The following is a 24,216-nucleotide window of genomic DNA, read 5'->3' as shown; positions in this document are numbered from 1 at the left end:
TTTACCAAGCTGGACGCAGGCAGACGGCGCTTGTGACGCCTCTGCGAATAAAAGTTCAATATATGTTGTCCGGAGCTTCTGGGATCGTGCGGCCTGGCCCTCTCAGGACCGGCAGCCTTTGTGGCCGACCGGGCGCCAGACTGCCTGTGCCTCGCGAACCTTTACCTGCCGGGTCACTGTCTTGTAGACGGCAGGTTGCTCCACACGCTCACGCCAGCCAGGCTGGACCTGCACGCGCTCACGAACCGTACCATAAACCGGGGGGATGATAACCTTCACCCTGCTTGCAGGCCGGACCATTATCTGCTGGCTCTGGTTCTGGTAAACCGGCGGGTGCTTGACCTCGCAAAGAATACGCTTGCCGTGCCTGATCTGATATTCCCAGCTGACTGTTGCGGGCTGCAGCATCACTTTGCGTGTCTGCCATCTGTAGGCCGGAGCGATGGACTGATAGGCAACGGAGGCGGGCTTCACAACCACTTGCCGCTCCTGAACCGCGTAAACAGCCGGGTGGTCGATCACATGAGCCCGGGGAGGGCGCACAAGGATCTGCTCCTGAACGGTCTGATAGGCCGCAGGAATGACCGTTTCCTCATAGCAGGAGCGGCTTTGTCCGGCGGATGCGGGCATGGACAGTGCCGCGGCAAACAGCAGACCAACCGCCTGCGTTGAGACTGCTTTCAAACTGGACGGCATTGTCATTGACTTTCCCCCTGCCGGTACTGGCCCAAGTGTGGCCAGGACCGAGTGTAAGAAAAGTTAATGAAAGGTTAAAGCCCGAGTTTGCGTCCGGCGGACCGGTCAGTCGTAATCCGTGTCTTCATTGATAACGTGACGGGCTTCTTCCGGCACCCATTTGCCCCAGCAGGGCTGAAGCTTGTGGTCGACGGAAACCCGGTCGTCAAAAACGAAGCATTCGCCTTTCCAGAGGCTTTTCTCCTCGGGCACCTTTTCCAGATAATTCAGGATACCACCCTGAAGGTGATAAACTTCTTCGAAGCCTTCCCGCAGCATCAGGCTGGTCGCCTTTTCGCAGCGGATGCCCCCGGTGCAGAACATCGCAACCTTTGGCTTGTTCTCCAGCTCGATGGCTTCCTGGACCCATTCGGGAAACTCCCGGAAGGACTGGGTCTTCGGATTGAGCGCACGCTCAAACGTGCCGAAAGCAAATTCATAGTCGTTGCGGGTGTCGATCACCACAACGTCCGGATCGCTGATCAGGTCGTTCCAGTCCTCGGGAGCCACATAGGTGCCGACAGTTTCGTTGGGATCGATACCATCCACGGCCAGGCGCACAATCTCCTGCTTGAGGCGGACCTTCATGCGCTTGAAGACCGGGCGGTCCGCCCAGGCTTCCTTATGCTCCAGACCTTTCAGGCGGGGATCGGCGTTCAGATGCGCAAGCACCTCGCGCACGCCTTGTTCCGGGCCGCAAATGGTGCCGTTGATCCCTTCGGAGGCGAGCAGAAGACTGCCGCGAACATCGCGCTCCTCGCAGAAGGCCTTCAAGGGATCACGCAGGCCGGCGAAGTCCTGAAGCGGAGCGAATTTGTAAAGTGCGGCAATCAGTGTCTTGGACATATCTTCAGTCTGCTGGATGGAACAGGTGCTGCCAGGAAACACCAGCGGCAATTGCCCGCTTATAACGCCAGCATATGGCGGATGAGAAGTCCGCAATTCATCTGATCCCGGCCGCGGCATGCGTGCCACCGCCCATGCCCTAACTTTTCAGCGCGTTCAGCAGGGATTTCAGCTCCTCAACCGTGTTGACCCCCGGCAGGGTCGCAGCCCTGGCACCGGCAGACAGCTGCTGCAGTTTCAAGATATTGTTCAAGACCGACAGCTCGGATTGCAGCAGCTCGATTTTCCGTTTGGCAGAGGCTTCGATCTGACTGGCCTCTGCGAGAGCATTCTGGTGTTCCGTCACGCACGGCTCCTTTCATTGGACCGCGAAGACACTGGTCCATTTTCCGGCATCAGGCAGGTCCAAATGACCTCAGAAGTCCTTCATTTTGTCGATGTGCGCATGAGACACCGATACCGGTATGATAACCACAGGTTGTTAATAATTGACTTACATGAAAAGCCCCGCTCTGCTCCTGCAGAACGGGGCCTGTCGCGCAGGTCTACCGGTGCGGTTACCGGCTGCTGAACGCATTCAGAACGGTCAGCAGGCTCGTCAGGTTGTCCGACACGCCGGTCTGGGCGACCTTTTCGCTGGCACCGGCGGCTGCGGTCGTGTCCAGGCTGTAGATCTGCATCACACCCTGGTTGACGGAGGCCTGGGCCAGAATGTTCTGCTGCTGCTGGGCGGCGACGGCGTTTTCGAACAGAACGCCCGTCGAATGGGCCATCGCCTGATACATCGTGCTGAGGGCCATGGCGGGGGACTCGCCGACCACCTTGACGTTCGACTGGGTCACGGCATCCGTGATCATCGGGTTCACCAATTCAGCCATTTCCATACTCCTTCATGATGAGCCAGCGGCACTGCTGGCTACGGACACTTGCAGAGACGCATCGCTGCGGCAGCTTGTGACGGTCTGCCTGTGCTTTCTGAGAAAGAGGCGGGCGGAACGGCCCGGATGGCATCCGTAACCGCTCAAGCTTGATGCTGACAGATGTGCTGGCCGAAGGCAAAAAAGTGGAAACTGGGCGGTTGGTGCCAGCGTAACGAAAAACGGAGCGGTTTGAGCCGCCCCGTTGTCTGTTTCGATATGACTTCCGGATCAGCCCCGGATGCTGGTCAGAAGACCGAGCGTGGAGCTGTCCTTGCCATCGGGCGATGCTTTACCCTGAACCATGGGCAGCAGGGCAGTGGCCAGTTCCTTGCCCAGCTCAACGCCCCACTGGTCGAACGAGTTGATGCCCCAGATCACGCCTTCAACGAACACCCGGTGTTCATAAAGCGCAATCAGCCGCCCGAGCGCGTAGGGGGTGAGCTGATCATGGACAATGGTTAGGGACGGGCGATTGCCCGGGAAAACCTTGTGCGGGGCGAGACGTTCCACTTCTTCTGCGCCCAGTCCCGATTTCTCCAGAAGAGCCTTCGCCTCGTCCAGGGTACGGCCAAGCATCAAGGCTTCTGATTGGGCCAGACAGTTGGCAACCAGCATCTCGTGATGAAGCGCCAGATCTTCCTCGTGGCCTTTGCGGGCAACGATGAACTCGCACGGGATCACAGTCGTTCCCTGGTGCAGCAACTGATAGAAGGCGTGCTGGCCGTTGGTGCCGGGCTCGCCCCAGACGAGCGGGCCGGTTTCCCGCTCGACGGGCGTGCCGTCCAGCTTCACCCGCTTACCGTTGGATTCCATGTCGAGCTGTTGCAGATAGGCGGGAAGCCGCGACAGGCGCTGATCATATGGCAGAACCGCGCGTGCAGCATGGCCCAGGCAATCCCGGTTCCAGATGCCGATGAGGCCAAGCAGAACCGGCAGGTTCTCGCGCAGCGGAGCTTCGGCAAAATGCCGGTCCATGGCGTGTGCGCCTTCGAGGAACTCTGCGAAGGCGTCCGGGCCGATGGCAATCATCAGCGGGAGGCCGATGGCAGACCAGATCGAGTAGCGCCCGCCGACCCAATCCCAGAAGCCGAACACCCGGGCCTCGTCAATTCCGAAGGCCGAAACCTTGTCGAGCGCCGTTGAAACGGCGGCAAAGTGATCGCCCACAGCTTCCTCGCCCAAGGTTTCCGCGATCCAGCGCCGGGCCGTCTGGGCGTTGGTCATGGTCTCGATGGTGGTGAAGGTCTTCGACGCGACGATGATCAGTGTGGTGGCCGGGTCGAGCTTTGCCAGTGTGTCGGCGATATGAGCGCCATCCACGTTGGAGACGTAGTGCACATCTGGGCCATCGTGATAGGGCGCAAGCGCCAGAGTGGTCATGGCCGGACCAAGGTCGGAACCGCCAATGCCGATGTTGACCACATCGGTAAAGGGATCGCCGCTGGAGGAGACGATTTCTCCCGAGCGGATCCCATCTGCGAAGTCGGACATGGCGCCAAGGACTTCGAAGACTTCCGGCATGACGTCCTGACCATCGGCCAGAACCGGATCGCCGGACTGGTTGCGCAGGGCTGTGTGGAGAACGGCCCGGCCTTCGGTGCTGTTGATCTTTTCGCCTGTGAACATTGCTGCGCGGCGTTGCTCTACACCTGCGGCTTCAGCAAGGCCGATCAGCAGGTCGAGCGCGGTGCTATCGATGAGGTTCTTGGAGAAGTCGATCAGCAGGTCTCCGCTGCTGACGGAAAGCTTTGAAAAACGGTCTGCGTCACCTGCAAAAAGATCGCGCAGCGTCGTTTCCTGCATGGCCTTCGCATGGGCAGAGAGTTTCTCGAAGGTATCGGACACGGCCATATTCGCTTCCCTTTAAATCGATTAGGTCGAGGCTCTGGAACAGAATGCGAGCTTTGATCAAGGGGATAGCACAGGTGACAGGGAGGGGGCAGGGGGGCAGACAGAAAAACAGGCGGAGCTGGAAAACTCCGCCTGTACGGTGTGTCAATGAGGCGTCAACGTTCAGTTGATAGGCGCCAGAAGTTCCGGTGCAGTCACGAGCTGGCGCACGCCATGAGAGTGATCTTCCTCAAAAACCTTGTCGGCTTTCGACCAGGCGTTCAGGGAGTTGATATCCAGCTTGGCACACTGCGGGCGGACGCTCCAGGTCACCTGCAGCGGTGAGCAGGTTGCTTGCGTGTAGCTTGGGCCGGTGGTTGATCCGGCGAAGACGACCGGGGTCCCTGTGCCCGCGGGCAGAGACTTTGGCTGCTGAAAACCGTTCGCGGAATTGCCCATATAGGCAAAATCCATAAAGTTTAGTGCGTTGGAGTCGTTCACGACGAGGAAGACCTGTGCCTCGACCCGCAGCTGCGGGTTTGCACAGCTCTCGGACAGGCACGCGCCAAGGCCCTTGCCCGGTTGCACGTCGCAGGAGGAATACACCCAGTGCACCTCAATGGTGTCACCGGGCTTTACCCCATGGAAGCTTTCGCCCCCCTCTGGCTCGGCCAGTTCAGCGGCGGTAAGACTGTCCGTTTCATTGCACTTGAAGCCGCCATGTTCACCAGAGCCGGCGAAGATGGTGAAGCCTGGACCCTTGTGCTCGGCATTCGTATGCGTGTGTATGTTGCAAAGGTTCAGCCCGGCCGCCTCCGGAGCCTCGTTGAACAGGCGCTTGTTCGTGCCGGCCTTTGAGGAAATATCGCGAGGGGTTTGAGGGCCATAACCCTTGCAAAGGTCTTCAGCGAAACTGCTGCCAAAGGGGACGAATAACCCAATTGCTGCCGCTAAAATGGTCTGTTTCATATACTGCATTTGCCCGTCTCCCAGAAATGGATTTGGGGACTTTGATGTTCAATGTTTAAAAGCCGGTTTCTTACGCATTTAAAATAGCTTCTTTATTGAATATTGTTTTGAAAATATGCCCTATTTAAAATGAATTTTATTCTCCCAAACGTATTCTCCGTATATTGCAGGACCTTTCCAAGGCCGTTAGCTTCCCAGCCATGCTGTCTTTTCTCGCCGCCGTCTTTTTCCTCCTCATCACACCAGGTCCAGGGGTTCTTTCGACCGCGGGGGTTGGTTCCGGTTTTGGCGCACGTGCTGGTCTGCGGTATGTGTCCGGTCTCTGGCTGGGCAACAATCTGGTCGGCCTGGCCGTTGTCAGCGGCCTTGCTGCCATCGTGTTTTCGGTTCCTTTGCTCAGAGAGGTTCTGGCAGGGCTATCTTTTCTCTACCTGCTTTATCTGGCAGGAAAGATTGCGTTGTCGGGCTCGAAGATTGCTTTCATTCACGCAGAAAGGCCCCCTGGGTTCTTTGGCGGGCTAGCCCTTCAAGCGATCAACCCCAAGGCCTATGTCGTCAATGCGGCGCTCTATGGCGGTTTCGGGTTTTGGCCTGATTCCCTCGGGGCGGAAATCCTGGTCAAATTTCTCTTGTTGAATGCGGTCTGGATCCCCGTTCATCTTCTATGGCTTGGCGCAGGCGTCGGCCTTCACCGGCTGAACCTCAGTCAGCGCAGCCACATGGTCATCAACGCCGCCATGGCCTTGTCCATGCTGGCCGTCGTGGTTCTGGCCGCGCTGAACAGCTTTTGATTGGTCTGGAGTAGAAAAGGGGAGCGTACCTGAAAAAACGGGCGCTCAATGCAAAACGGCCCGGCTTCGGGAGCCGGGCCATTTGCTTTTACCTATGGGGATCAGCCCTTGAGGGAGGCAGCAGCGCGGGCGCGCTCTTCGATGCCTGCCCAGTCCTCGCTGGCAATCGCCTTGGCATCCGCAATCCAGGAGCCGCCGACGCACAGGACGTTCGGCAGAGCCAGATAGGACGGGGCCTTTTCCAGGCTCACGCCGCCGGTGGGGCAGAACTTGGCAGCAGCCAGGGGAGAGGACAGGGACTTCAGGTAGGCCGCGCCGCCAGCCTGTTCGGCCGGGAAGAACTTAAGCCGCTCATAGCCGCGCTCCAGAAGAGCCATGACTTCGGAAGAGGTCGCAGCACCTGGCAGAAGCGGCACGTCGAACTGTTCGGCAGCGTCCAGAAGCTTCGGAGTTGCGCCCGGAGAGACGATGAACTTGGATCCGGCTTCGACAGCAGCTTCATATTGCGCCAGGTTCAGAACGGTACCAGCGCCTGGAATTGCGCCTTCCACATTGTCAGCAACCAGCTTGATCGCTTCCAGGGCGCAGCCGGTGCGCAGGGTGATCTCGATCGCCGGAAGGCCGCCGCGGACAAGAGCTTCCGCCATCGGAACAGCTTTCTTGGCGTCCTCGATGATCAGGACCGGGATCACGGGTGCGGCCAGCATGACTTGTTCAACGCGGGCAATGTTCTGCGGCATCTAGACTTCTCCAGCTTTCGGGCAGGCTTCCAATACGCACCTAAACCGTTTTAAGGCGCGGGTAAGCGAATGGGGCATTTGGCGCTGTTTTTCAAGCGCCAAACACATGTGCTCCCGTATCGGCGGCGCCCACATTGGCGCGAAACGCCGCAAAAAGATCGCGGCCGACGCCGGCCTCGTGTGCCGACATGTCCTGAACAGCAACCGGGCGGGCGTTGAATTCCGCCTGATCGACCAGAACGGTCAACTCGCCGGTGACTGCATCGAGCCGGATCATGTCGCCATCCAGAATCTTGGCGATGGCGCCGCCATTGGCTGCTTCCGGCGTGACATGGATGGCGGCTGGCACCTTGCCGGATGCGCCGGACATGCGGCCATCGGTGATCAGCGCAACCTTATGCCCCCGATCCTGAAGAATGCCGAGGGACGGGGTCAGCTTGTGCAGTTCCGGCATGCCGCAAGCCTTGGGGCCCTGGAAGCGGACGACGGCTGCAACATCGCTGGTGAATTCACCGGCCTTGAAGGCTGCCAGGAAATCTTCCTGGGAATGGAACACCCGGGCTGGGGCTTCGATGATGTGACGCTCCTTGGCAACGGCGGAAATCTTGATGACCGACTTGCCGATGTTGCCGGACAGGACCTTGAGACCGCCATTGGCGGAAAAGGCCTTGGAGAAGGGGGCCAGCACGGCTTCGTCTCCGGAGACTTCCGGGGCCAGATCGCGGCGCACGGTGCCATCGTCATTGAGCTTGGCTTCAACGGTATAGGCATCAAGGCCATTGCCGAAGACGGTCTTCACGTCCCGGTGCAGGTAGCCTTCGCCGAGCAGTTCCCGGATCAGGAAGCCGAGGCCACCTGCCGCCTGGAAGTGGTTCACGTCCGCCTTGCCATTCGGATAGACACGGGCAAGCAGCGGCACCACGTCGGAGAGGTCGGAAATATCGTCCCAGGTCAGCTTGATGCCGGCCGCATTGGCCATGGCGACCAGATGCATGGTGTGATTGGTCGAGCCGCCGGTGGCATGAAGACCGATCACGCCATTGACGATGGCCTTCTCATTGATGATTTCGCCAGCAGGCGTGTACTCGTTGCCAAGCGCGGTAATGGCCAGCGCTCGCTGGGCAGCTTCCCGGGTCAGGGCGTCGCGCAGGGGCGTGCCCGGATTGACGAAGGACGCGCCCGGCATGTGCAGGCCCATGATTTCCATCAGCATCTGGTTGGAATTGGCCGTGCCGTAGAAGGTGCAGGTGCCGGGGCCATGATAGGACTTGGACTCGGATTCAAGCAATTCTGCCCGCCCGACCTTGCCTTCCGCATAGAGCTGGCGGGTCTTGGCCTTCTCGTCATTGGAGATGCCGGTGGTCATCGGACCTGCCGGAATGAAGATCGCAGGCAGATGGCCGAAGGAAAGCGCGGCAATGGTGAGGCCGGGGACGATCTTGTCGCAGATCCCTAGGAAGACTGCTGCGTCGAACATCTGATGGGAGAGGCCGATGGCGGCGGACATGGCGATGATGTCACGCGAGAACAGCGACAGCTCCATGCCCTCCTGGCCCTGGGTGACACCATCGCACATTGCAGGCACGCCGCCTGCCACCTGCGCAACTGCTCCAACGTCATGCGCCGCCTTGCGGATGAGGTCCGGATAGGTCTCATAGGGCTGGTGGGCCGAGAGCATGTCGTTATAGGCTGTGATGATGCCGAGGTTCGGCACCACGTCGCCGGAAAGGGCTGCCTTGTCTCCGGGCGCGCAGGCGGCAAAGCCATGGGCCAGATTTCCGCAAGCCAGTCTGGAGCGTTGCGGGCCTTTTTCCGCCGCAGAGCGAATGCGGTCGAGATAGATTGAGCGGCTGTCATGACTGCGCCTTGCGATGCGTTCGGTCACTTCGCCGATGCGGGCCTGGATCGTCATGGAACTGTCCTTCTCTCCTCAATTCTGGCTACCGCAAGGCGCGTCCGCTCATGCGGGTGCGCCGGGCAGCCGGAAGGCGGCACCAGATGCCAGGCCTTCCCTTGAACCGGCCGTCCTTTTACCGGTTCAGGCGCGGGCAATTTGCCCGCGCTGCCGATTGGTCTGCGGCTCAGAGGCCGTCTTCGGCCCAGGTGCGGCCGTCACGTTCCACCAGGGCGATGGAGGCCGAGGGGCCCCATGTCCCGGCGGTGTAGCTGCGCGGGGTGTCCTTCGAAGCCTTCCAGGCATCCAGGATCGGGTCGATCCAGGCCCAGGCGGCGTCCACTTCGTCGCGGCGCATGAACAGGGTCTGGTTGCCGCGGATCACATCCATGATCAACCGCTCGTAAGCATCCGGGTTCCGGATCTTGAAGGCTTCGGCAAAGCTCATGTCGAGCGGCACTTCGCGCAGGCGCATGCCTCCGGGGCCCGGGTCCTTGATCATGACCTTCATCTGCACGCCTTCATCCGGCTGAAGGCGGATGACAAGGCGGTTCGCCGAAATGTGGCCCGCTTCCGCATCGAAGATCGAATGCGGGATCGGGCGGAACTGAACGGCGATTTCGGATACGCGCTGAGCGAGGCGCTTGCCGGTGCGCAGGTAAAAGGGCACGCCCGCCCAACGCCAGTTGGCGATTTCCGCCTTCAGAGCCACGAAGGTTTCCGTGGTGCTGTCATCCCGGCCGAGTTCTTCCAGATAACCCGGAACCGCTCCGCCAGCAGACGCTCCGGCGCGGTACTGGCCGCGCACAGTCAGCTTGTCCGCGTTGGCTTCTGTGATCGGCGAGAGGGCCTTAAGCACCTTCAGCTTTTCATCGCGCACGCTGTCGGCGTTCATGGACTCCGGCGGCTCCATTGCCACAAGGCAGAGGAGCTGGAGGATATGGTTCTGCACCATGTCGCGCAGGGCGCCCGCCGTGTCGTAGTAGCCAGCGCGTCCGCCAACGCCGAGAGATTCGGCGACAGTGATCTGGACATGGTCGATATGCGCCGCGTTCCAGAGCGGCTCGAACAGGGCATTGGCGAAGCGCAGCGCCATCAGGTTCTGAACCGTTTCCTTGCCGAGGTAATGGTCAATACGGAAGATCTGCTCTTCCTTGAATACTGCTCCAACAGTGTCGTTGAGTGCCTTGGCGGAGGCGCCGTCCTTGCCAATCGGCTTTTCGATCACAACACGGGTCTTGTCGGTGACGAGGCCTGCGTTGCCGATGCCCTGGCAGATGGTGCCGAAGAGATCCGGCCCGACCGCCAGATAGAAGGCACGGACCACGTCGGGGCGCTCATCAAGAATGGTCTTCAGATCGCTCCAGCCGTCGGTACCGCCAACGTCGATCTTCACGTAGTGCAGGCGGGAGAGAAAATGCTCGAGACTTTCGTCCTCGAGATCGCTCACATGCTCTTGCAGGGCTTCGCGGGCCCACTGGCGGTAATCGTCGTCGGAATAGTCCCTGCGGGCGCTGCAGATGATGCGTGCGCCTTCCGGCACCTGACCATCAGCGCAGCGGTGATACAGCGCCGGAATCAGCTTGCGGTGGGCGAGGTCGCCGGAGGCCCCGAACACTACCAGGTCGAACTCTGCGACTTCAATCACGCGTACCGCCATTAGGCTGTCCTCACTTCGTAGATCTTTCCTGCAGCTTTTAAATCGGTTTAATTGTCCTGTCAGCTGCCGATTTAGCGAAACTTGCTTCTGGAAACCAATTTTTTCGGTATCCGAATAAAATATAGCACATTCCACTCCCGGTGAAAGTCCGGCTTCTGTTCCAGAAGGTCAACCCCTTGCAGAAATAAGCACTTGGACACCGCTACCTTGAATTTAGGCCGCACTGCGCTTCGGGTGCGGGCCGGAAGCGCAGTGCGGCTCTTCGCCAGACCGGCCTGCAAGATCGGAAGAAGCAGGCCGGAGGAGGATTTCAGCCGGATCAGGCCGCCATGCTGGCAGGCGGCTCCATTGCACCCGTCATGATGGCAACCGCATCCGACATGGAGAAGTCGTTCGGGCGGATGACCGCGGCGCGCTTGCCGAGGCGGTGGATATGGATCCGGTCCGCGACTTCAAACACATGCGGCATGTTGTGGCTGATCAGGATGATCGGAATGCCCCGCGAGCGGACATCGAGAATCAGCTCCAGCACCCGGCGCGATTCCTTGACCCCCAGGGCAGCCGTCGGTTCATCCAAAATGATCACGCGGGAGCCAAAAGCGGCAGCTCTTGCAACCGCCACCCCCTGACGCTGGCCGCCTGAGAGGGTTTCAACCGCCTGGTTGATGTTCTGGATGGTCATCAGGCCAAGTTCCGCCAGCTTTTCGCGAGCGAAATCTTCCATGGCCTTCTTGTCGAGGGTCCGGAACAGCTTGCCCATGAGACCGGATTTGCGGATCTCCCGGCCCATGAACATGTTGTCGGTGATCGACAGGGCCGGGGACATGGCGAGGGTCTGATAGACGGTCTCGATGCCATTGGCGCGGGCGTCATTGGGGGAGGCGAAGGCGACTTCCTCGCCGTCGAGCCATATCTTGCCGCTGTCCGGCTGAACCGCGCCGGACAGGGCCTTGATCAGGGTGGACTTGCCGGCGCCGTTGTCGCCAATCACCGCCAAAATTTCTCCTGGCATCAGGTCGAAGTCGCAATTGTCGATCGCGGTGACTTTGCCGTAGCGCTTGTTGAGGCCGCGGGCCTTGAGAATTGCTTCGCTCATGCCGTTACCTTTCTGATCCACTGGTCAACCGTGACAGCTGCGATGATTAGAACGCCGATAAGGAGGAAGGTCCACTGCGGGTCGGCTCCGGCCATGCGCAGGCCAAGCTCGAATACGCCGACGATGAGGGCGCCGAAGAACGATCCGAGGATCGAACCGCGTCCGCCGAAGAGGGAGATGCCGCCGATCACCACGGCGGTGATCGCCTGAATGTTGCCGATGACGCCAGTGGTGGCGGAGGGGGAGACCGAACCGAAACGGCCGATCATAACCCAGGCGGCGAGGCCGCAGATGAAGCCGACCAGCATATAAACGGACATCAGCGTCTTATGGACGTTCACGCCTGCGAGTTTTGCGGCTTCCGGATCGTCCCCCACCGCATAAACATGGCGGCCCCAGGCAGTTGACCGGAGCGCATACGCAAGTACGAGAACCAGAAGAACCATAAGAATGACGCCAAATGTGAGGTTCGCTCCACCCAGCTTTACGGTCGTACCCATGGCCTGAAGAAAAGGCGCGTCTGCCTCAATGTCCTGGGAGCGGATGGTTTCGTTGGCGGAGTAAAGATAGTTGGCCGCCAGAACGATCTGCCACATGCCGAGCGTGACGATGAAGGGAGGCAGCTTGACCTTGGAGACCAGCCAGCCGTTGACGGCGCCGATGGCGGTGCCAAAGGCCAGCCCGATTGCCACGGCGAAGACCGGAGGAATTCCATAGCGGAATGTGACCTGTCCCATAATGACAGAGCAGAGCACAGCAACGGCACCGACGCTCAGGTCGATGCCGGCGGTCAGAATGATCAGGCTCTGCGCGGCAGCCAGAACGCCAACGATCTGAACCTGCTGCAGGATCAGTGTGAGGGCGAAGGGGGAAAAGAACTTTTCGCCGAGAATAATGCCGAACACCATGATGGCAGCGAGAAGCACGATCAGCGGCACAAGCGCGGTGTTGGTGTGCAGGGCATGATGGAACTTCTGCAGAACGCCCTTCTCGGATGTGTCGAACTCCGCGAATTTTTCTTCACGGCGTGTCTTCACGACCTCTTCGAAGCTGTCGCTGTTGCTCACGGCACGGTCCTCCAGACAGGAAAACGGAAATGGCGGCTGTCTCCGCCTTTTTTTACGAATGAAGTTGGGTCAGAGCTCTGTCAGGCGGAAAAATTCCGCCTGACAGACCTTTCAGGAATTAGCCCCAGCAGAGCTTCTTGCCTTCTTCGACGGAGATGGACTTCACGCCATCAACCGGCTTGTCGGTGACCAGGGCAACGCCCGTGTCAAAGAAGCTCTTGCCGTCGGTTGCCTGCGGCTTGGTGCCGTCCTTGGCCCAGGCGGCAATGGCTTCGATGCCCTTGGAGGCCATCAGCAGCGGATACTGCTGGGAGGTTGCACCGATCACACCGGCTTCCACGTTGGCAACGCCCGGGCAGCCGCCGTCGACGGAGACGATCAGCGCATCGCCTTCACGGCCGATGGACTTGAGGGCTTCATAGGCGCCAGCTGCTGCCGGCTCGTTGATCGTATAGACGACGTTGATGGACGGATCCTTGGCCAGAAGGTTTTCCATGGCCTTGCGGCCGCCTTCTTCGTTGCCCTGGGTCACGTCATGGCCAACGATGCGCGGGTCGGTTTCGTCACCCCACTTGTTCGGGTCGCCGAGGTCGATGCCGAAGCCCTTGAGGAAGCCCTGGTCACGCAGGACGCCAACGGTCGGCTGGGAGACGTCCAGGTCCAGCATTGCGATCTTGGCATCTGCCGCTTCGCCGCCGAGGGTGCCCTTGGCCCACTGGCCAATAAGTTCACCGGCCAGGAAGTTGTCCGTGGCGAAGGTCATGTCGGCAGCATCGATCGGGTTCAGCGGGGTGTCGAGTGCAATGACGAGAAGTCCGGCATCACGGGCCTTCTGAACCGAAGGAACGATAGAAGAGGTGTCGGAAGCGGTCAGCAGAATGCCCTTGGCCCCGTTGGCAATGCAGGTCTCGATAGCGGCAACCTGAGTGTCGTTGTCACCGTCTACCTTGCCGGCATAGGCGTTCAGCTCGATGCCGAGTTCCTTGGCCTTTGCCTGCGCGCCTTCGCGCATCTTCACGAAGAACGGGTTGGTGTCTGTCTTGGTGATCAGGCAGGCAGACACGTCTGCGGCCGCAGCTGGCACGGCGGCCATGGCTGCCAGAATGGAAGCGGTCGTCAAAAGCTTACGGATCATGTGATTTCCTCCCTGGCCAGTAGGTTTGTATCCGAGCGGGAGTGGCCAGATCTCTCCCATCGTAACTTTTACGCAAAGACTGCATGCGCTCCTACGCAGCTGCCCCCGCAAAGCTTTTGGTCTTGCCGCCGGTCAGAATTTCGGCCCGCGGCGAGAAATTGAAGAACATGGGCAGGCTGGCTGCACCTATTGCGCCAGCGTCCTGTCCAAAACTGCCGAAGCGGACGGATGGCGCGCTTCGGGCTTCAGGTGCTGCGGCAATCAGGGACGCCGTCAGTGCTGCGGTCATGCGTTCGGCAAACACACCATCAAGATCGCTGTCGATAATGACCTGCGGGATATCCAACAGGGCGAAGGCTGCGCCAAGAGCGGGCGTCAAAGCCCCCACACAGTCGTCCAGCCATTCATCGAAACGCGGATCCTTGCGCTCCATGGCCGCCTGCAGATCAAGCCGGCTGAGATCTGCGAAGTGATCTGGATCCAGATGCCGGGCCAGCGACACCAGAGAGGCGCGTGTCAGAAGAATGTCGAGGCCCTTTTTGGGGCGGGGCGCCGTTTCAAGGGTGCTTGGCGGAACCGGGATCATGGCCACATCCCCCGCATTGCCCGTTACGCCGCGCACGACATCACCGCCTATGCATAGACCGCCGCCGATGGCCGGGCCGATGAACAGGTAAAGGAAATCGTCCAGACTGCGCCCATGACCATAAAAGAGCTCGGCAACGGTTGCCGCCGTGCCGTCGTTCTCCCGGAAAACCGGAAGTCCGCTTTCTTCTTCCAGAACGTCAGTTATGTCGAAATTGTCCCAGAGCTTGAAGTTGCCTTCCGGGAGGGCCAGCTCATGAAGCCAGGCGCCAAGGTTGAACGGCTGGGCAAGCCCGATGCCTGTCAGGCGGCTGTGTTCTTCCGGCGTCAGCAAGGCGCCGAGGCTCTCAAGGTCACGCTTGATGATCTCGAGCGCCTTGAGGGGAGCTGGAAGGATCATGTCATGGGCGCGGCGGCCAATGACCTTGCCTTCGAAGTCAACCAGCACCGTTTCGAGATTGGTACGGTCTACACGGACGCCGAAGCCGAATGCGCCCCTTGGCGCGAGCTTCAGCTGGGTGGCGGGCTGTCCGCGTCCGCCACCGTGCAGTTTGCCGTCTTCCTCGATCAGGCCGTCTTCGATCAGGGACTGGATGATGGCGCCGATCGCGGCATTCGTCAGCTTGGCGGCCCGTGCAAGATCCGCCTTGGAGGCGCGCTGCACACGCCGCAGGATCTGCAGGATGATCCGCTCGTTGTAACGGCGGAGTTGCACGGAATTGGAGCCGCGCGCCGACTTGCGTGACGTATTCAAGTGACCCGGCCTCCCTACCATGGTCTGCTCTCCTGTTTGTTTTTTCTGGAGAGCGGTGAGTTCGTTCGATGGGGCGACGAATTCTCAATTAATTATTCTTGATTTAATTAATCCACCGTCCCTGCTTTCTGTCAATTGCAAAACGTTGATGCGGCGCGAAATGCCTCCTCTGCGATGCAACAAGTAATTGAGATATTTTGATAATTAATTATGAAAAATCTTTCACTCCAGACAGTGTGCCTCAGTCTGCTGTTTCGCGAAACTGGAAGAAATGACAGGGCTGCGATTTGTTTCACAGGGCAATAGTTGTTCAGGAGACTGATGTCCTCATTGCGAATCTTTGCCTAGCAGGAGACCTGCAGGCTAAACTGGCCGACTAACGTCCGCAGCCGGACGAAACGAGATCTGGAGCGTTGCATGGAAAATTCCAAGAACCCTGCCACTCAGGCCATGGAGCATTTCCTGGCGCGTGCCATCGCGGCAGGGGCAGGCGACGAGCCAGCAGACCTTGTGATCCGCAACGCGCGTATCTTTTCGGTGCTCGATGGTTCGCTCACAGAGACGGATATCGCCATCGTGGGTGACCGTATCGTCGGCATTCACGGGCAGTATGAGGCGGCGCAGGAGATTGATGCGGGTGGACGCGTGGCGGTGCCAGGCTTCATCGACACCCATCTTCATGTCGAATCCTCGCTTGTTACACCCTTCGAGTTTGACCGCTGCGTCCTGCCTCACGGTGTGACCACAGCGATCTGTGATCCCCATGAAATCGCGAATGTTCTCGGTGCGGAGGGGATCCAGTATTTCCTCGACAGCTCTCTGGAGACGGTGATGGACCTCCGGGTCAACCTGTCCTCGTGCGTTCCTGCCACCCGTTTCGAGACTTCCGGTGCCTGTCTGGAGATCGAGGACCTGTTGCCGCTGCGAGATCATCCGAAGGTCATCGGACTTGCGGAGTTCATGAATTTTCCGGGTGTGCTGGCGCGGGATCCCAAGGTTCTGGCCAAGCTCGCCGCGTTTCAGGGCGGTCATATAGACGGTCACGCGCCGCTTCTGTCCGGCATGGCTTTGAACGGATATCTGGCAGCAGGTATCCGTACCGACCACGAGGCGACAACGGCGGAAGAGGCGCTGGAAAAACTTTCCAAGGGGATGACGATCCTGATCCGGGAAGGCTCGGTCTCCAAGGATCTGGATGCTCTTGCGCCGATCCTTCAGCCGGATGTTTCCAGCTTCGTCGCGCTATGTACCGATGACCGCAACCCGCTCGACATTGCGGAAGAAGGTCATCTGGACAGCATGATCCGGCGTCTTATCGCCAAGGGTATCCGGCCGCTTGATGCCTATCGCGCGGCGAGCTGGTCCGCGGCCAACGCCTTCGGTCTCAAGGACCGCGGGATGATTGCGCCGGGCTGGCGTGCGGACATCGTGCTGTTGGACGATTTCGAGGATTGCCGTGTGGCCAGCGTGATCTGCGGTGGGCGTCAGGCCGGAGAGGCCGAGTTTGCAGCCCGTAAAATCGTGGCACCTGTTGGTCTGACCAGCGTGAAGGCTGCTCCGGTGACAGCTGCTGCCTTCAAGGTCGCGGCGAGAGGGGGCGAGACGGATGTGATCGGCGTGGTTCCGGGGCGCATCATCACCGAGCATTTGAAGAGGACCCTTTCAGCCCACGATGGCGAAGTGGAAATTGATCTGGTGCAGGATGCCTTGAAGGTGGCTGTCGTCGAGCGGCATAAGCAGACAGGAAATGTTGGCTGCGGCTTTGTCTCGGGCTTCGGCATGAAGCGCGGAGCCATCGCCTCATCCGTAGGGCATGACAGCCACAACATTTGTGTGGTCGGCGCATCGGAGACCGCGATGGCAGTTGCCGTGAACCGGGTGATTGCCATGAACGGCGGCTTTGCCGTAGCCGATGGAGACGAGGTGAGGGCCGAACTGGCGCTGCCGCTTGCCGGTTTGATGAGCCTGGAGTCCTTTGAAACCGTCCGGGAGAAGCTGGAACACCTGCGGGCCGCTGCAAGAGAGCTTGGCTGCATTCTGCCGGAGCCCTTCTTGCAGGTTGCCTTCTTGCCTCTGCCTGTCATTCCTCACCTGAAGATCACCGACTTCGGCCTCTTTGATGTGAACCGCTTCGAGCTGATCTGAGAGAAAGCCGTGCTTTCCACGCCGAAGTGTCCAGGTGCCGTTACGTCGTGAGTTGACGTAAACGGAAGGTTGTGGCCAAGTTGGGGTCCTTGCCCATTGCGGGCAAACGGCCAGATGACCACCTGAGGAGGGCGAGACAGGCTCCGGACAAAAGTCCACGGCCTGTCTCACGGGGCATTCGGGGCCGCGGAATATAAAAGAGCGAGTTGGAGTTCGCCATGACAGCAGCGGAGGAGTGGTGCGCGGCATTCGAGCCACGCACTGTGCACTATTATCTCGACAAGACGATTGCGGACTTCGGCGACCGCCCCGCAGCGGATTTTCTGGGAAAGGTCTGGACCTATCGGGAATATGGCGAACTAGTCGACCGGCTGGCTGCCGGCCTACAGGCCCGTGGCGTGAAGCCGGGTGTTCATGTCGGCCTCTGCCTTCCGAACACCCCCTATTACACGCTGTTCTACTTCGCGATCCTCAAGGCCGGCGGAACGGTGGTGAATTTCAATCCGCTCTATGTCGAGCGTGAACTTGCCTTCCAGAGCCGGGATGCGGATGTGCGCATCATGGTGACAATGGACCTGAAGATGATCTTCGACAAGGTCGAGGCCGTGCGCCAGGAAAACGTCCTCGATACGATCATCGTTTGCCCCATGGCACCGATCCTGCCATTCCCGAAGAACATCCTGTTCAAGCTGTTCAAGCGCAAGGAACTGGCCTCCGTTCCCGACAGCCCGGCCCATGTTCATTATGACACGCTGATGTCGGTTGGGGCAAAGCCTGCGCCGGTTGCCATTGATCCGCAGACCGCTGTGGCTGTGCTTCAGTATACCGGCGGCACGACCGGTGTGCCGAAGGGGGCGATGCTCACTCACGCCAATCTGTCGGCCAACATCGAGCAGATGCGCTGCGTCTTCGGCAAGGCAAAGCCTGGAGAAGAGAAGCTTCTGTGCGTTCTGCCCTTTTTCCACGTCTTTGCCATGACGGTTGCCCAGAACCTGGCGGTGGTGCTTGGTGCGGAAATGGTGCTCCAGCCCCGCTTTGAGTTGAAGGCCCTCCTGGACGTCATCAAGCGCAAGCGGGTCACGCTGTTTCCGGGCGTGCCGACGATCTACACCGCCATTAACAATTCGCCGCTGACACAGAACTATGATCTTTCTTCGATCAATATCTGTCTGTCCGGTGGTGCGCCTCTTCCCGTCGAGGTGAAGGAGAGTTTTGAAAAACTGACAGGCTGCGTGCTTGTGGAAGGCTATGGCCTGACGGAGGCGTCCCCGGTTTGCGCTGTCAATCCTCTGGACCGGCCATCAAAGCCGGGATCTATCGGGACGCCAGTCCCCGGGACGACGCCCGAGTTCCGGGATTTGACGGATCTTTCCAAGCCGGTTGCGCCTGGCGAAAAGGGCGAGTTGTGCCTTAAGGGGCCACAGGTCATGGCCGGCTACTGGAAGCGGCCCGACGCAACCGCGGAATCGATTGAACCAAGCGGTTTTCTGCACACTGGTGATGTCGGTTATCAGGACGAGGACGGCTATATCTATCTGGTCGACCGGATCAAGGACCTTATTCTCTGCTCCGGCTACAATGTCTATCCCCGCGTGATCGAAGAGGCGATCTATCAGAACGAAGCTGTCGAGGAATGCATCGTGATTGCCATTCCGGACACCTACCGCGGCCAGTCGCCCAAGGCTTTCGTCAAGCTGAAGGAAGGCCATGAGCTGACGGCGGACGAACTGAAGACCTTCCTCAAGGGGCACCTATCTGCCATTGAACTGCCGCGTGAAATCGAGTTCCGCACCCAGCTTCCCAAGACCATGGTCGGAAAGCTGTCCAAGAAGGAACTGGTGGAAGAGGAAGCTGCCAAGCGCGCGGCGGCTCAGTAGGCCTTATCCAGGTCTTCAGGACCAGATCTCAACCGGGCTGCGGACTAACTTCCGCAGCCCGTTTTCTTTATCTCCGGTACCGGGCGGCTTGCGCCGGTCAATCCCGTATACCATTGGAAAATTTCAGTTGTTGTACCCGCGGCTGTCTGCAGAGCGGGCGAGGGCGCGGCCAAGGGCGGCCTCGCGGCGGATCACATAGAGGGAGCCGCCGATGATGAAGGCTGCGCCGACGTAGGTCTCAATGCCCGGCCAGTTTCCGAACACCAGCACACCGATGATGGTGGCATAGATGAGACGGGTGTAGTCGAGCGAGGCGATTGCCGTCGGTTCTCCGGCCCGGAAGGCGCGGATGTTGGACATTTGTCCCGCCCAGGAGACGATGCCGATGAGGATCATCAGCACCCATTGTTCCAGTGTGGGATCCTTCCAGGCGTAAATTGCCGGAAGGATCATGATCAGACCGACGCCCACCGCCTGATAGGTCAGGATCGTGGAGGGCAGGTCTGTTCTGGTCAGGATGCGCAGGATGATGGTCACAAGCCCTGCGGCTGCCGCCGCGGCAATGGCGAGAGCCGCATAGGGGTCGAACAGGCCGCCGCTGCCCGGCCGCAGCATGATGATCACGCCGATGAAGCCGACCAGCGTCGCTGTCCAGCGGTGGCGGCCCACCTTTTCGCTCAGAAAGATAATCGCGAAGATCGTGACGAAGAAGGTCTTCGAGAAGCCGAGCGCCGTCGCTTCTGCAAGCGGCAGGTAGATGACAGCGGAAAACCCGCAAAGCATCGCCGTGCAGGCGAGGGCGATACGGGCGACCTGAAGATCCGGCCGGCGGGTGTAGAGCGACCCGGGTAGTCCTCGGAGGATTTTCGGCGCAACGATCACGGCCATGGTTGCCTGCCGGATCAGCAGGATCTGAAAGATACTGATGTCCTGGCCGATCAGCTTGATGAGCATGCTCATGAGCGTGAACAGGATCGCCGCCTGAAGGATCCAGAGAGCGCCGATGGAATTACCCGGCAGGTTCATGAGGTGGTTTCGGATACGTCCGGCGAATGTTGCCTGCCTGTCGGTCGGCTGATCCATATGGGTCTTGGTCCCGGTATGCCGGTCTGAGAGGCCGGTAGAATGCAGGGGCAGAAGCCAGGCAGCTTTCAAGAAAGCTCACCGGAAACGGTCTGTCCCGGAAAGAAGAAGAGACTCGTAACAATAGAGTGTTCTTCGGTGATTGAAAGGGCGGGCATGGGAAAACATGAGCGAAGAGAGCAGGTTTCCAAGCGAGAGCTGTAACTGAGCCTGCCCCGGCTGGACACACTGTTCACTGACTTGCCCGGACCCGTGGTCTTGCCGCAGAGCGTATGCTGCGTTAGCCCTTTTCTTAAGGAAAGTCAGAGGGAGAGAGACATGCGCAAGATCCAGACCCAGGGTGTTCACCACATCACACTTGTTGGCGCGGACCGGCAGACGTCCATCGATTTCTGGGAAGGGGTTCTGGGCATGCCCTTTGTCTTCGAACAGCCGAACCTCGACAATCCGAACGAGAGCCACCTTTATTTCGATCCGGGTGATGGCCGTCTGATCACCGTCTTCACCAATGAGGAGCGCAAGCCGGATCCGGTGAAAGTGCCGCAGGACATTGGCGCGGTTCACCATCTGGCGCTCAGCGTGTCACAGGCCACCTTTAGCCAGATCGTGGACCGTCTTGACGAGCGCCGTGTCGCCCATAGCGGCCCGAAGGACCGCGGCTTCATGGACAGTATCTATTTCCGCGATCCGCTCGGTTTTCTGATCGAGCTTGCGTCCTACCGGTTCGAGCCTCCCGCAGGTGTCTCACATGGTGAGGTGATGCTGGAAGCGCATAAGATCCGGGTGAGCCGCGGGGACTACAATATCCAGGAAATCCATCTGGCGGATGCGATCGAAGCTCTGACCGCCCGGGGCCGGGGCAGTCTCAGCGGCGACCGGAGCCCGAAGAACCCCTGGCGGCGCTAAACCGCCAGCTTCGGGCGGCCATTTTGAAGGCCGGGTCCGCTAAGCAAACGGCCTGCTCTGTCAAGCTGTCTGTGTGCAGCCTGCAAATCCCTCTGTGCGGATCTGTGGATCCTGTCATGATGCCGTAAATTTGGTTGGACAAACTCAGTAACCGGCTATAGCCGGGCTGTCCTTAAATCCTGATGGCGCCGGATCCCCTGACGCCCCGATTGCCGGCATGACCTGATGCGTAAAGTGCTCTCTACGAAGATGCCGGCAGACCGGCCCCCCTCGTCTGAGGGCAAGGCCAAGGTGCGTCTGGGCCTGACCATCGGCTGGCGAGAACATGTAGCGCTTCCCGAGCTCGGCATCGCGGACATGCGGGCAAAGATAGACACAGGCGCCCGGACCTCGGCCATCAACGCCAAGGACATGGAGCTGTTTCAGCGTGAGGGCGTGGACTGGGTCCGCTTCCGGATCCCGGCTTCTCGTCATCACAAGCGCTTCAGGATCGAGGCGCCCGTTCTGGACCAGCGGGACATCAAGAACACCAGCGGCGTTCCCGAACGCCGCATCGTCATCAGGGTGCTGCTCGTTCTGGGCAGCCACCGCTGGTATGTGGACCTTTCTCTGGCCGACCGGGAGAAGATGGGCTTTGACATGATCCTGGGCCGGACCGCCATCCGGAACAGGGGCATTCTGGTCAGTCCCGGCCGGTCCTTTGTTGCCGGACCTCCGGTGCTTGAGCCGGATGGCCTGACGCTGAGTGACAGCCCTGTCCGCGTCAGCGAAATCTAAGACAACGCGGCACAGCCGCAGCCCCCTTCAGGGACGGAACCCATGAAAATTGCAATGCTGGCCCGCAATCCGGACCTCTATTCTCACAAGCGCCTGAAAGAGGCAGCGGAAGAGCGCGGCCATCAGCTCGACATCATCAACACGTTGCGCTGCTACATGAACATCGCCTCCCGCCGTCCGGAGATCTTCTATAACGGCAGCAAGCTGGAAGGTTATGACGCGGTGATCCCCCGGATCGGCGCGTCGATCACCTTCTACGGGCTGGCGGTGTTGCGCCAGTTCGAGATGATGGGCGTCTATCCGCTGAACGAATCCGTTGCCATCGGCCGCTCCCGCGACAAACTTCGATCCATGCAGTTGCTCGCCCGTGACGGGATCGGCCTGCCGGTGACCACTTTCGCCCATGATCCGAAGATGACCGAAGAGGTCCTGAAGACGGCGGGCGGCGCACCCGTCGTGATCAAGCTTCTGGAAGGCACGCAAGGGATTGGGGTCGTTCTGGCCGACACTGAACGCTCTGCCAAGTCGGTGATCGAGGCCTTTCGCGGCGCCAATGTGAACATTCTGGTTCAGGAGTTCATCAAGGAGGCTGGCGGCACCGACATCCGCGCCTTTGTCGTGGGCGGCAAGGTGATTGCCAGCATGAAGCGGGTGGGGGCTCCGGGTGAGTTCCGCTCGAACCTTCACCGGGGCGGCTCTGCGGAAACGATCCGCATCTCCCCCGAGGAACGTTCGACTGCGATCCGGGCTGCGAAATCCATGGGGCTGAATGTTTGCGGTGTCGATATGCTTCGCTCCAATCATGGCCCGGTGGTCATGGAGGTGAATTCCTCTCCGGGCCTGCAGGGCATGGAACTTGCCACCGGCATCGATGTCGCCGGAAAAATCATTGATTTCCTGATGAAGAACGCTCAAGCCGGAAAGACGAAGACCAAGGGCAAGGGCTGATCTTGCGGAAGGCGGGGCGATGACAGGTGAGATTGCCGGAGGGGCCGCTGGACGGGGCAAGGTGTCCCGTCCGCCGTTTGAGATCGGAACGGAGTTTGTCGCAGCGGGAACGCGCCGCACAGTGGCCCTTCCGGTCAGCGTCCTGTCAGATCATACCCCGGTTGCCATGTCAGCCCATGTCATTCACGGGCGCAGGCCGGGGCCGGTGGTGTTCGTCAGCGCGGCGGTGCATGGGGATGAGGTCATCGGTGTTGAGATCGCCCGGCGCCTGCTGCGTGCCGACAATCTGGACACGCTGAAGGGAACGCTGCTTGTGGTTCCGATCGTGAATTCCTTCGGCTTTATGACCAACTCCCGCTATCTGCCCGACCGCCGCGATCTCAACCGGTCGTTTCCGGGCAGCCAGAAAGGGTCCCTGGCGGCCCGTCTTGCGCATTTGTTCATGAGCGAGATCGTTAGCCGCTGCGAACTTGGCATCGATCTGCATTCGGCTGCGATCCACCGGACAAACCTGCCTCAGATCCGGATCTCCCCGTCCAAAGAGGATACTCTGGCGCTGGCCCGTGCCTTCGGGGCACCGGTGATCGTGAAGTCGAAGCTGCGCGACGGTTCTCTCCGTCAGGCTGCGCAAATGCAGGGCAAGGACATCCTGCTCTATGAGGCCGGCGAGGGGCTGCGTTTCGATGAAATGGCAATCCGTGCCGGCGTGTCCGGCATCCTCCGCGTGCTCCGCCATCTTGGCATGATTTCAGCGAAAGGCGTTGCCAGGCCGAAGGCGGCCTCCATCCTGACCTCCCACACCAGCTGGGTGCGGTCTCCCGCCGGGGGCTTGCTGCGGTCCTTCAAGACGACCGGCGGCACGGTCGTGCAGGGAGAGCTCCTGGGTATCGTCTCGGATCCCTTCGGAGAAGTGGAAAAGGAAGTGCTGGCCACAGCGAACGGGCTCGTCATTGGCCGCACGAACCTGCCAGTGGTCAACGAAGGCGATGGCCTGTTCCATGTGGCGGAAATCAAGGCTCAAGGCGCGGCGGAAGCAACGGTCGAAAGCCTGATCATGCAGCTCGAAGCCGATCCGATGTTCGACGAGGACGAAATCATCTGATTATGGGGCCACACCCTATGCCATGATCTTCAAAGCCGCGTAGGGCACGATGTTGAAGACGATGATCAGAACCTTGTAGAGCGCCAGGTACCGGAAATAAGTGATCGGAAGTTCCGATGTTTCCAGTTTGAAGAGCGCAGCGTGAAGTTTCTTGATCCGGCCTGCGAAAATCAGCAGAAGCAGAGTGGAAAGTATCAGAAGCCCGGCGTTAATAGCGCTGCACCAGCCAAGAAACCCGGTAAAGTCTTGAAGCGTCATGGAACCCTCCCATGAAAGCGGCGTGCGCCGCATGCGAGTGGTAATCGTTCCCAGCCGGTTGCACATTAGGCTGAACAGCCTCTATCAGCATCCGTAGA

22 protein-coding genes are annotated in these 24,216 nt (G+C 59.8%); 7 read left to right on the top strand and 15 right to left on the bottom strand.

Going from position 1 to position 24,216, the window contains the following annotated elements; translation table 11 throughout:
- Positions 1 to 102 precede the first annotated feature (102 nt).
- The 6 genes from IG616_RS02945 to IG616_RS02920 form a co-directional block, all read right to left on the bottom strand.
- Positions 103 to 702, bottom strand: coding sequence for a hypothetical protein (locus IG616_RS02945; RefSeq protein WP_192146204.1), 600 nt, complete (start codon positions 700 to 702; stop codon positions 103 to 105).
- 99 nt (positions 703 to 801) lie between these two features.
- Positions 802 to 1,581, bottom strand: coding sequence for an oxygen-dependent tRNA uridine(34) hydroxylase TrhO (gene trhO / locus IG616_RS02940; protein ID WP_192146202.1), 780 nt, complete (start codon positions 1,579 to 1,581; stop codon positions 802 to 804).
- Between the two features lie 139 nt (positions 1,582 to 1,720).
- Positions 1,721 to 1,927: a hypothetical protein gene (locus IG616_RS02935; RefSeq protein WP_192146200.1), complete on the bottom strand. Its 207-nt coding sequence runs from the start codon at positions 1,925 to 1,927 to the stop codon at positions 1,721 to 1,723.
- A gap of 211 nt (positions 1,928 to 2,138) precedes the next feature.
- Entirely contained in the window at positions 2,139 to 2,459 is a 321-nt protein-coding gene (locus tag IG616_RS02930) for a RebB family R body protein (protein WP_209007239.1), read from the bottom strand.
- Between the two features lie 270 nt (positions 2,460 to 2,729).
- Entirely contained in the window at positions 2,730 to 4,346 is a 1,617-nt protein-coding gene (pgi, locus tag IG616_RS02925; RefSeq protein ID WP_425504145.1) for a glucose-6-phosphate isomerase, read from the bottom strand.
- A gap of 168 nt (positions 4,347 to 4,514) precedes the next feature.
- On the bottom strand, positions 4,515 to 5,309 hold the full coding sequence (locus tag IG616_RS02920) for a delta-class carbonic anhydrase (protein ID WP_209007238.1): 795 nt from the start codon (positions 5,307 to 5,309) through the stop codon (positions 4,515 to 4,517).
- A gap of 191 nt (positions 5,310 to 5,500) precedes the next feature.
- On the opposite strand from IG616_RS02920, the gene IG616_RS02915 reads away from it, so the two are divergent.
- Positions 5,501 to 6,091 carry a LysE family translocator gene (locus IG616_RS02915; protein ID WP_192146196.1) on the top strand — a complete coding sequence of 197 codons (591 nt, stop codon included), beginning with the start codon at positions 5,501 to 5,503 and terminating at the stop codon, positions 6,089 to 6,091.
- Positions 6,092 to 6,192: 101 nt separating this feature from the next.
- Here the strand turns inward: IG616_RS02915 and eda are convergent, their stop codons facing one another.
- The 7 genes from eda to IG616_RS02880 all read right to left on the bottom strand — a co-directional run bounded on the left by eda (position 6,193) and on the right by IG616_RS02880 (position 15,022).
- Positions 6,193 to 6,831 (bottom strand): bifunctional 4-hydroxy-2-oxoglutarate aldolase/2-dehydro-3-deoxy-phosphogluconate aldolase, encoded by a 639-nt coding sequence (gene eda, locus IG616_RS02910; protein ID WP_192146194.1) that lies wholly within the window; start codon positions 6,829 to 6,831, stop codon positions 6,193 to 6,195.
- Positions 6,832 to 6,922: 91 nt separating this feature from the next.
- Positions 6,923 to 8,743, bottom strand: a complete 1,821-nt coding sequence (edd, locus tag IG616_RS02905; protein ID WP_192146192.1) for a phosphogluconate dehydratase — start codon at positions 8,741 to 8,743, stop codon at positions 6,923 to 6,925.
- A 169-nt stretch (positions 8,744 to 8,912) separates the two neighbouring features.
- Positions 8,913 to 10,385: a glucose-6-phosphate dehydrogenase gene (gene zwf, locus IG616_RS02900; protein WP_192146190.1), complete on the bottom strand. Its 1,473-nt coding sequence runs from the start codon at positions 10,383 to 10,385 to the stop codon at positions 8,913 to 8,915.
- 319 nt (positions 10,386 to 10,704) lie between these two features.
- The gene (locus IG616_RS02895; RefSeq protein ID WP_192146188.1) at positions 10,705 to 11,481 is read right to left on the bottom strand and encodes an ATP-binding cassette domain-containing protein; all 777 of its coding nucleotides are present in this window, start codon (positions 11,479 to 11,481) and stop codon (positions 10,705 to 10,707) included.
- Positions 11,478 to 12,548, bottom strand: a complete 1,071-nt coding sequence (locus tag IG616_RS02890; protein ID WP_192146186.1) for an ABC transporter permease subunit — start codon at positions 12,546 to 12,548, stop codon at positions 11,478 to 11,480. The genes IG616_RS02895 and IG616_RS02890 overlap by 4 nt, the downstream gene beginning before the upstream one ends.
- A 118-nt stretch (positions 12,549 to 12,666) precedes the next feature.
- Positions 12,667 to 13,683 (bottom strand): sugar ABC transporter substrate-binding protein, encoded by a 1,017-nt coding sequence (locus IG616_RS02885; RefSeq protein WP_192146184.1) that lies wholly within the window; start codon positions 13,681 to 13,683, stop codon positions 12,667 to 12,669.
- Positions 13,684 to 13,774: 91 nt separating this feature from the next.
- Positions 13,775 to 15,022: an ROK family transcriptional regulator gene (locus IG616_RS02880; protein WP_246476073.1), complete on the bottom strand. Its 1,248-nt coding sequence runs from the start codon at positions 15,020 to 15,022 to the stop codon at positions 13,775 to 13,777.
- 450 nt (positions 15,023 to 15,472) lie between these two features.
- Between IG616_RS02880 and ade the strand changes: the two genes are divergently transcribed.
- Positions 15,473 to 17,167 carry an adenine deaminase gene (ade, locus tag IG616_RS02875; protein ID WP_192146699.1) on the top strand — a complete coding sequence of 565 codons (1,695 nt, stop codon included), beginning with the start codon at positions 15,473 to 15,475 and terminating at the stop codon, positions 17,165 to 17,167.
- Between the two features lie 218 nt (positions 17,168 to 17,385).
- Positions 17,386 to 19,044 carry a long-chain-fatty-acid--CoA ligase gene (locus tag IG616_RS02870; protein ID WP_192146180.1) on the top strand — a complete coding sequence of 553 codons (1,659 nt, stop codon included), beginning with the start codon at positions 17,386 to 17,388 and terminating at the stop codon, positions 19,042 to 19,044.
- Between the two features lie 123 nt (positions 19,045 to 19,167).
- Here the strand turns inward: IG616_RS02870 and IG616_RS02865 are convergent, their stop codons facing one another.
- Positions 19,168 to 20,127, bottom strand: a complete 960-nt coding sequence (locus IG616_RS02865; RefSeq protein ID WP_192146178.1) for a DMT family transporter — start codon at positions 20,125 to 20,127, stop codon at positions 19,168 to 19,170.
- Positions 20,128 to 20,445: 318 nt separating this feature from the next.
- On the opposite strand from IG616_RS02865, the gene IG616_RS02860 reads away from it, so the two are divergent.
- The 4 genes from IG616_RS02860 to IG616_RS02845 all read left to right on the top strand — a co-directional run bounded on the left by IG616_RS02860 (position 20,446) and on the right by IG616_RS02845 (position 23,860).
- A complete protein-coding gene (locus IG616_RS02860) occupies positions 20,446 to 21,033 on the top strand; it encodes a VOC family protein (RefSeq protein WP_192146176.1) in 588 nt (195 codons plus the stop codon).
- A 225-nt stretch (positions 21,034 to 21,258) separates the two neighbouring features.
- A complete protein-coding gene (locus IG616_RS02855; RefSeq protein ID WP_209007237.1) occupies positions 21,259 to 21,810 on the top strand; it encodes an ATP-dependent zinc protease family protein in 552 nt (183 codons plus the stop codon).
- 42 nt (positions 21,811 to 21,852) lie between these two features.
- Positions 21,853 to 22,758, top strand: coding sequence for a 30S ribosomal protein S6--L-glutamate ligase (gene rimK, locus IG616_RS02850; RefSeq protein WP_192146174.1), 906 nt, complete (start codon positions 21,853 to 21,855; stop codon positions 22,756 to 22,758).
- A 19-nt stretch (positions 22,759 to 22,777) separates the two neighbouring features.
- Positions 22,778 to 23,860, top strand: coding sequence for a succinylglutamate desuccinylase/aspartoacylase family protein (locus tag IG616_RS02845; protein ID WP_192146172.1), 1,083 nt, complete (start codon positions 22,778 to 22,780; stop codon positions 23,858 to 23,860).
- A 15-nt stretch (positions 23,861 to 23,875) separates the two neighbouring features.
- On the opposite strand, the gene IG616_RS02840 is transcribed toward IG616_RS02845, so the two are convergent.
- Positions 23,876 to 24,118 (bottom strand): DUF6868 family protein, encoded by a 243-nt coding sequence (locus tag IG616_RS02840; protein ID WP_192146170.1) that lies wholly within the window; start codon positions 24,116 to 24,118, stop codon positions 23,876 to 23,878.
- Between the last annotated feature and the right edge of the window lie 98 nt (positions 24,119 to 24,216).

The sequence above is a fragment of the Roseibium litorale genome, assembly GCF_014842915.1.
Lineage (GTDB): Bacteria > Pseudomonadota > Alphaproteobacteria > Rhizobiales > Stappiaceae > Roseibium > Roseibium litorale.
This window is presented reverse-complemented; position numbering and strand designations above follow the sequence as displayed.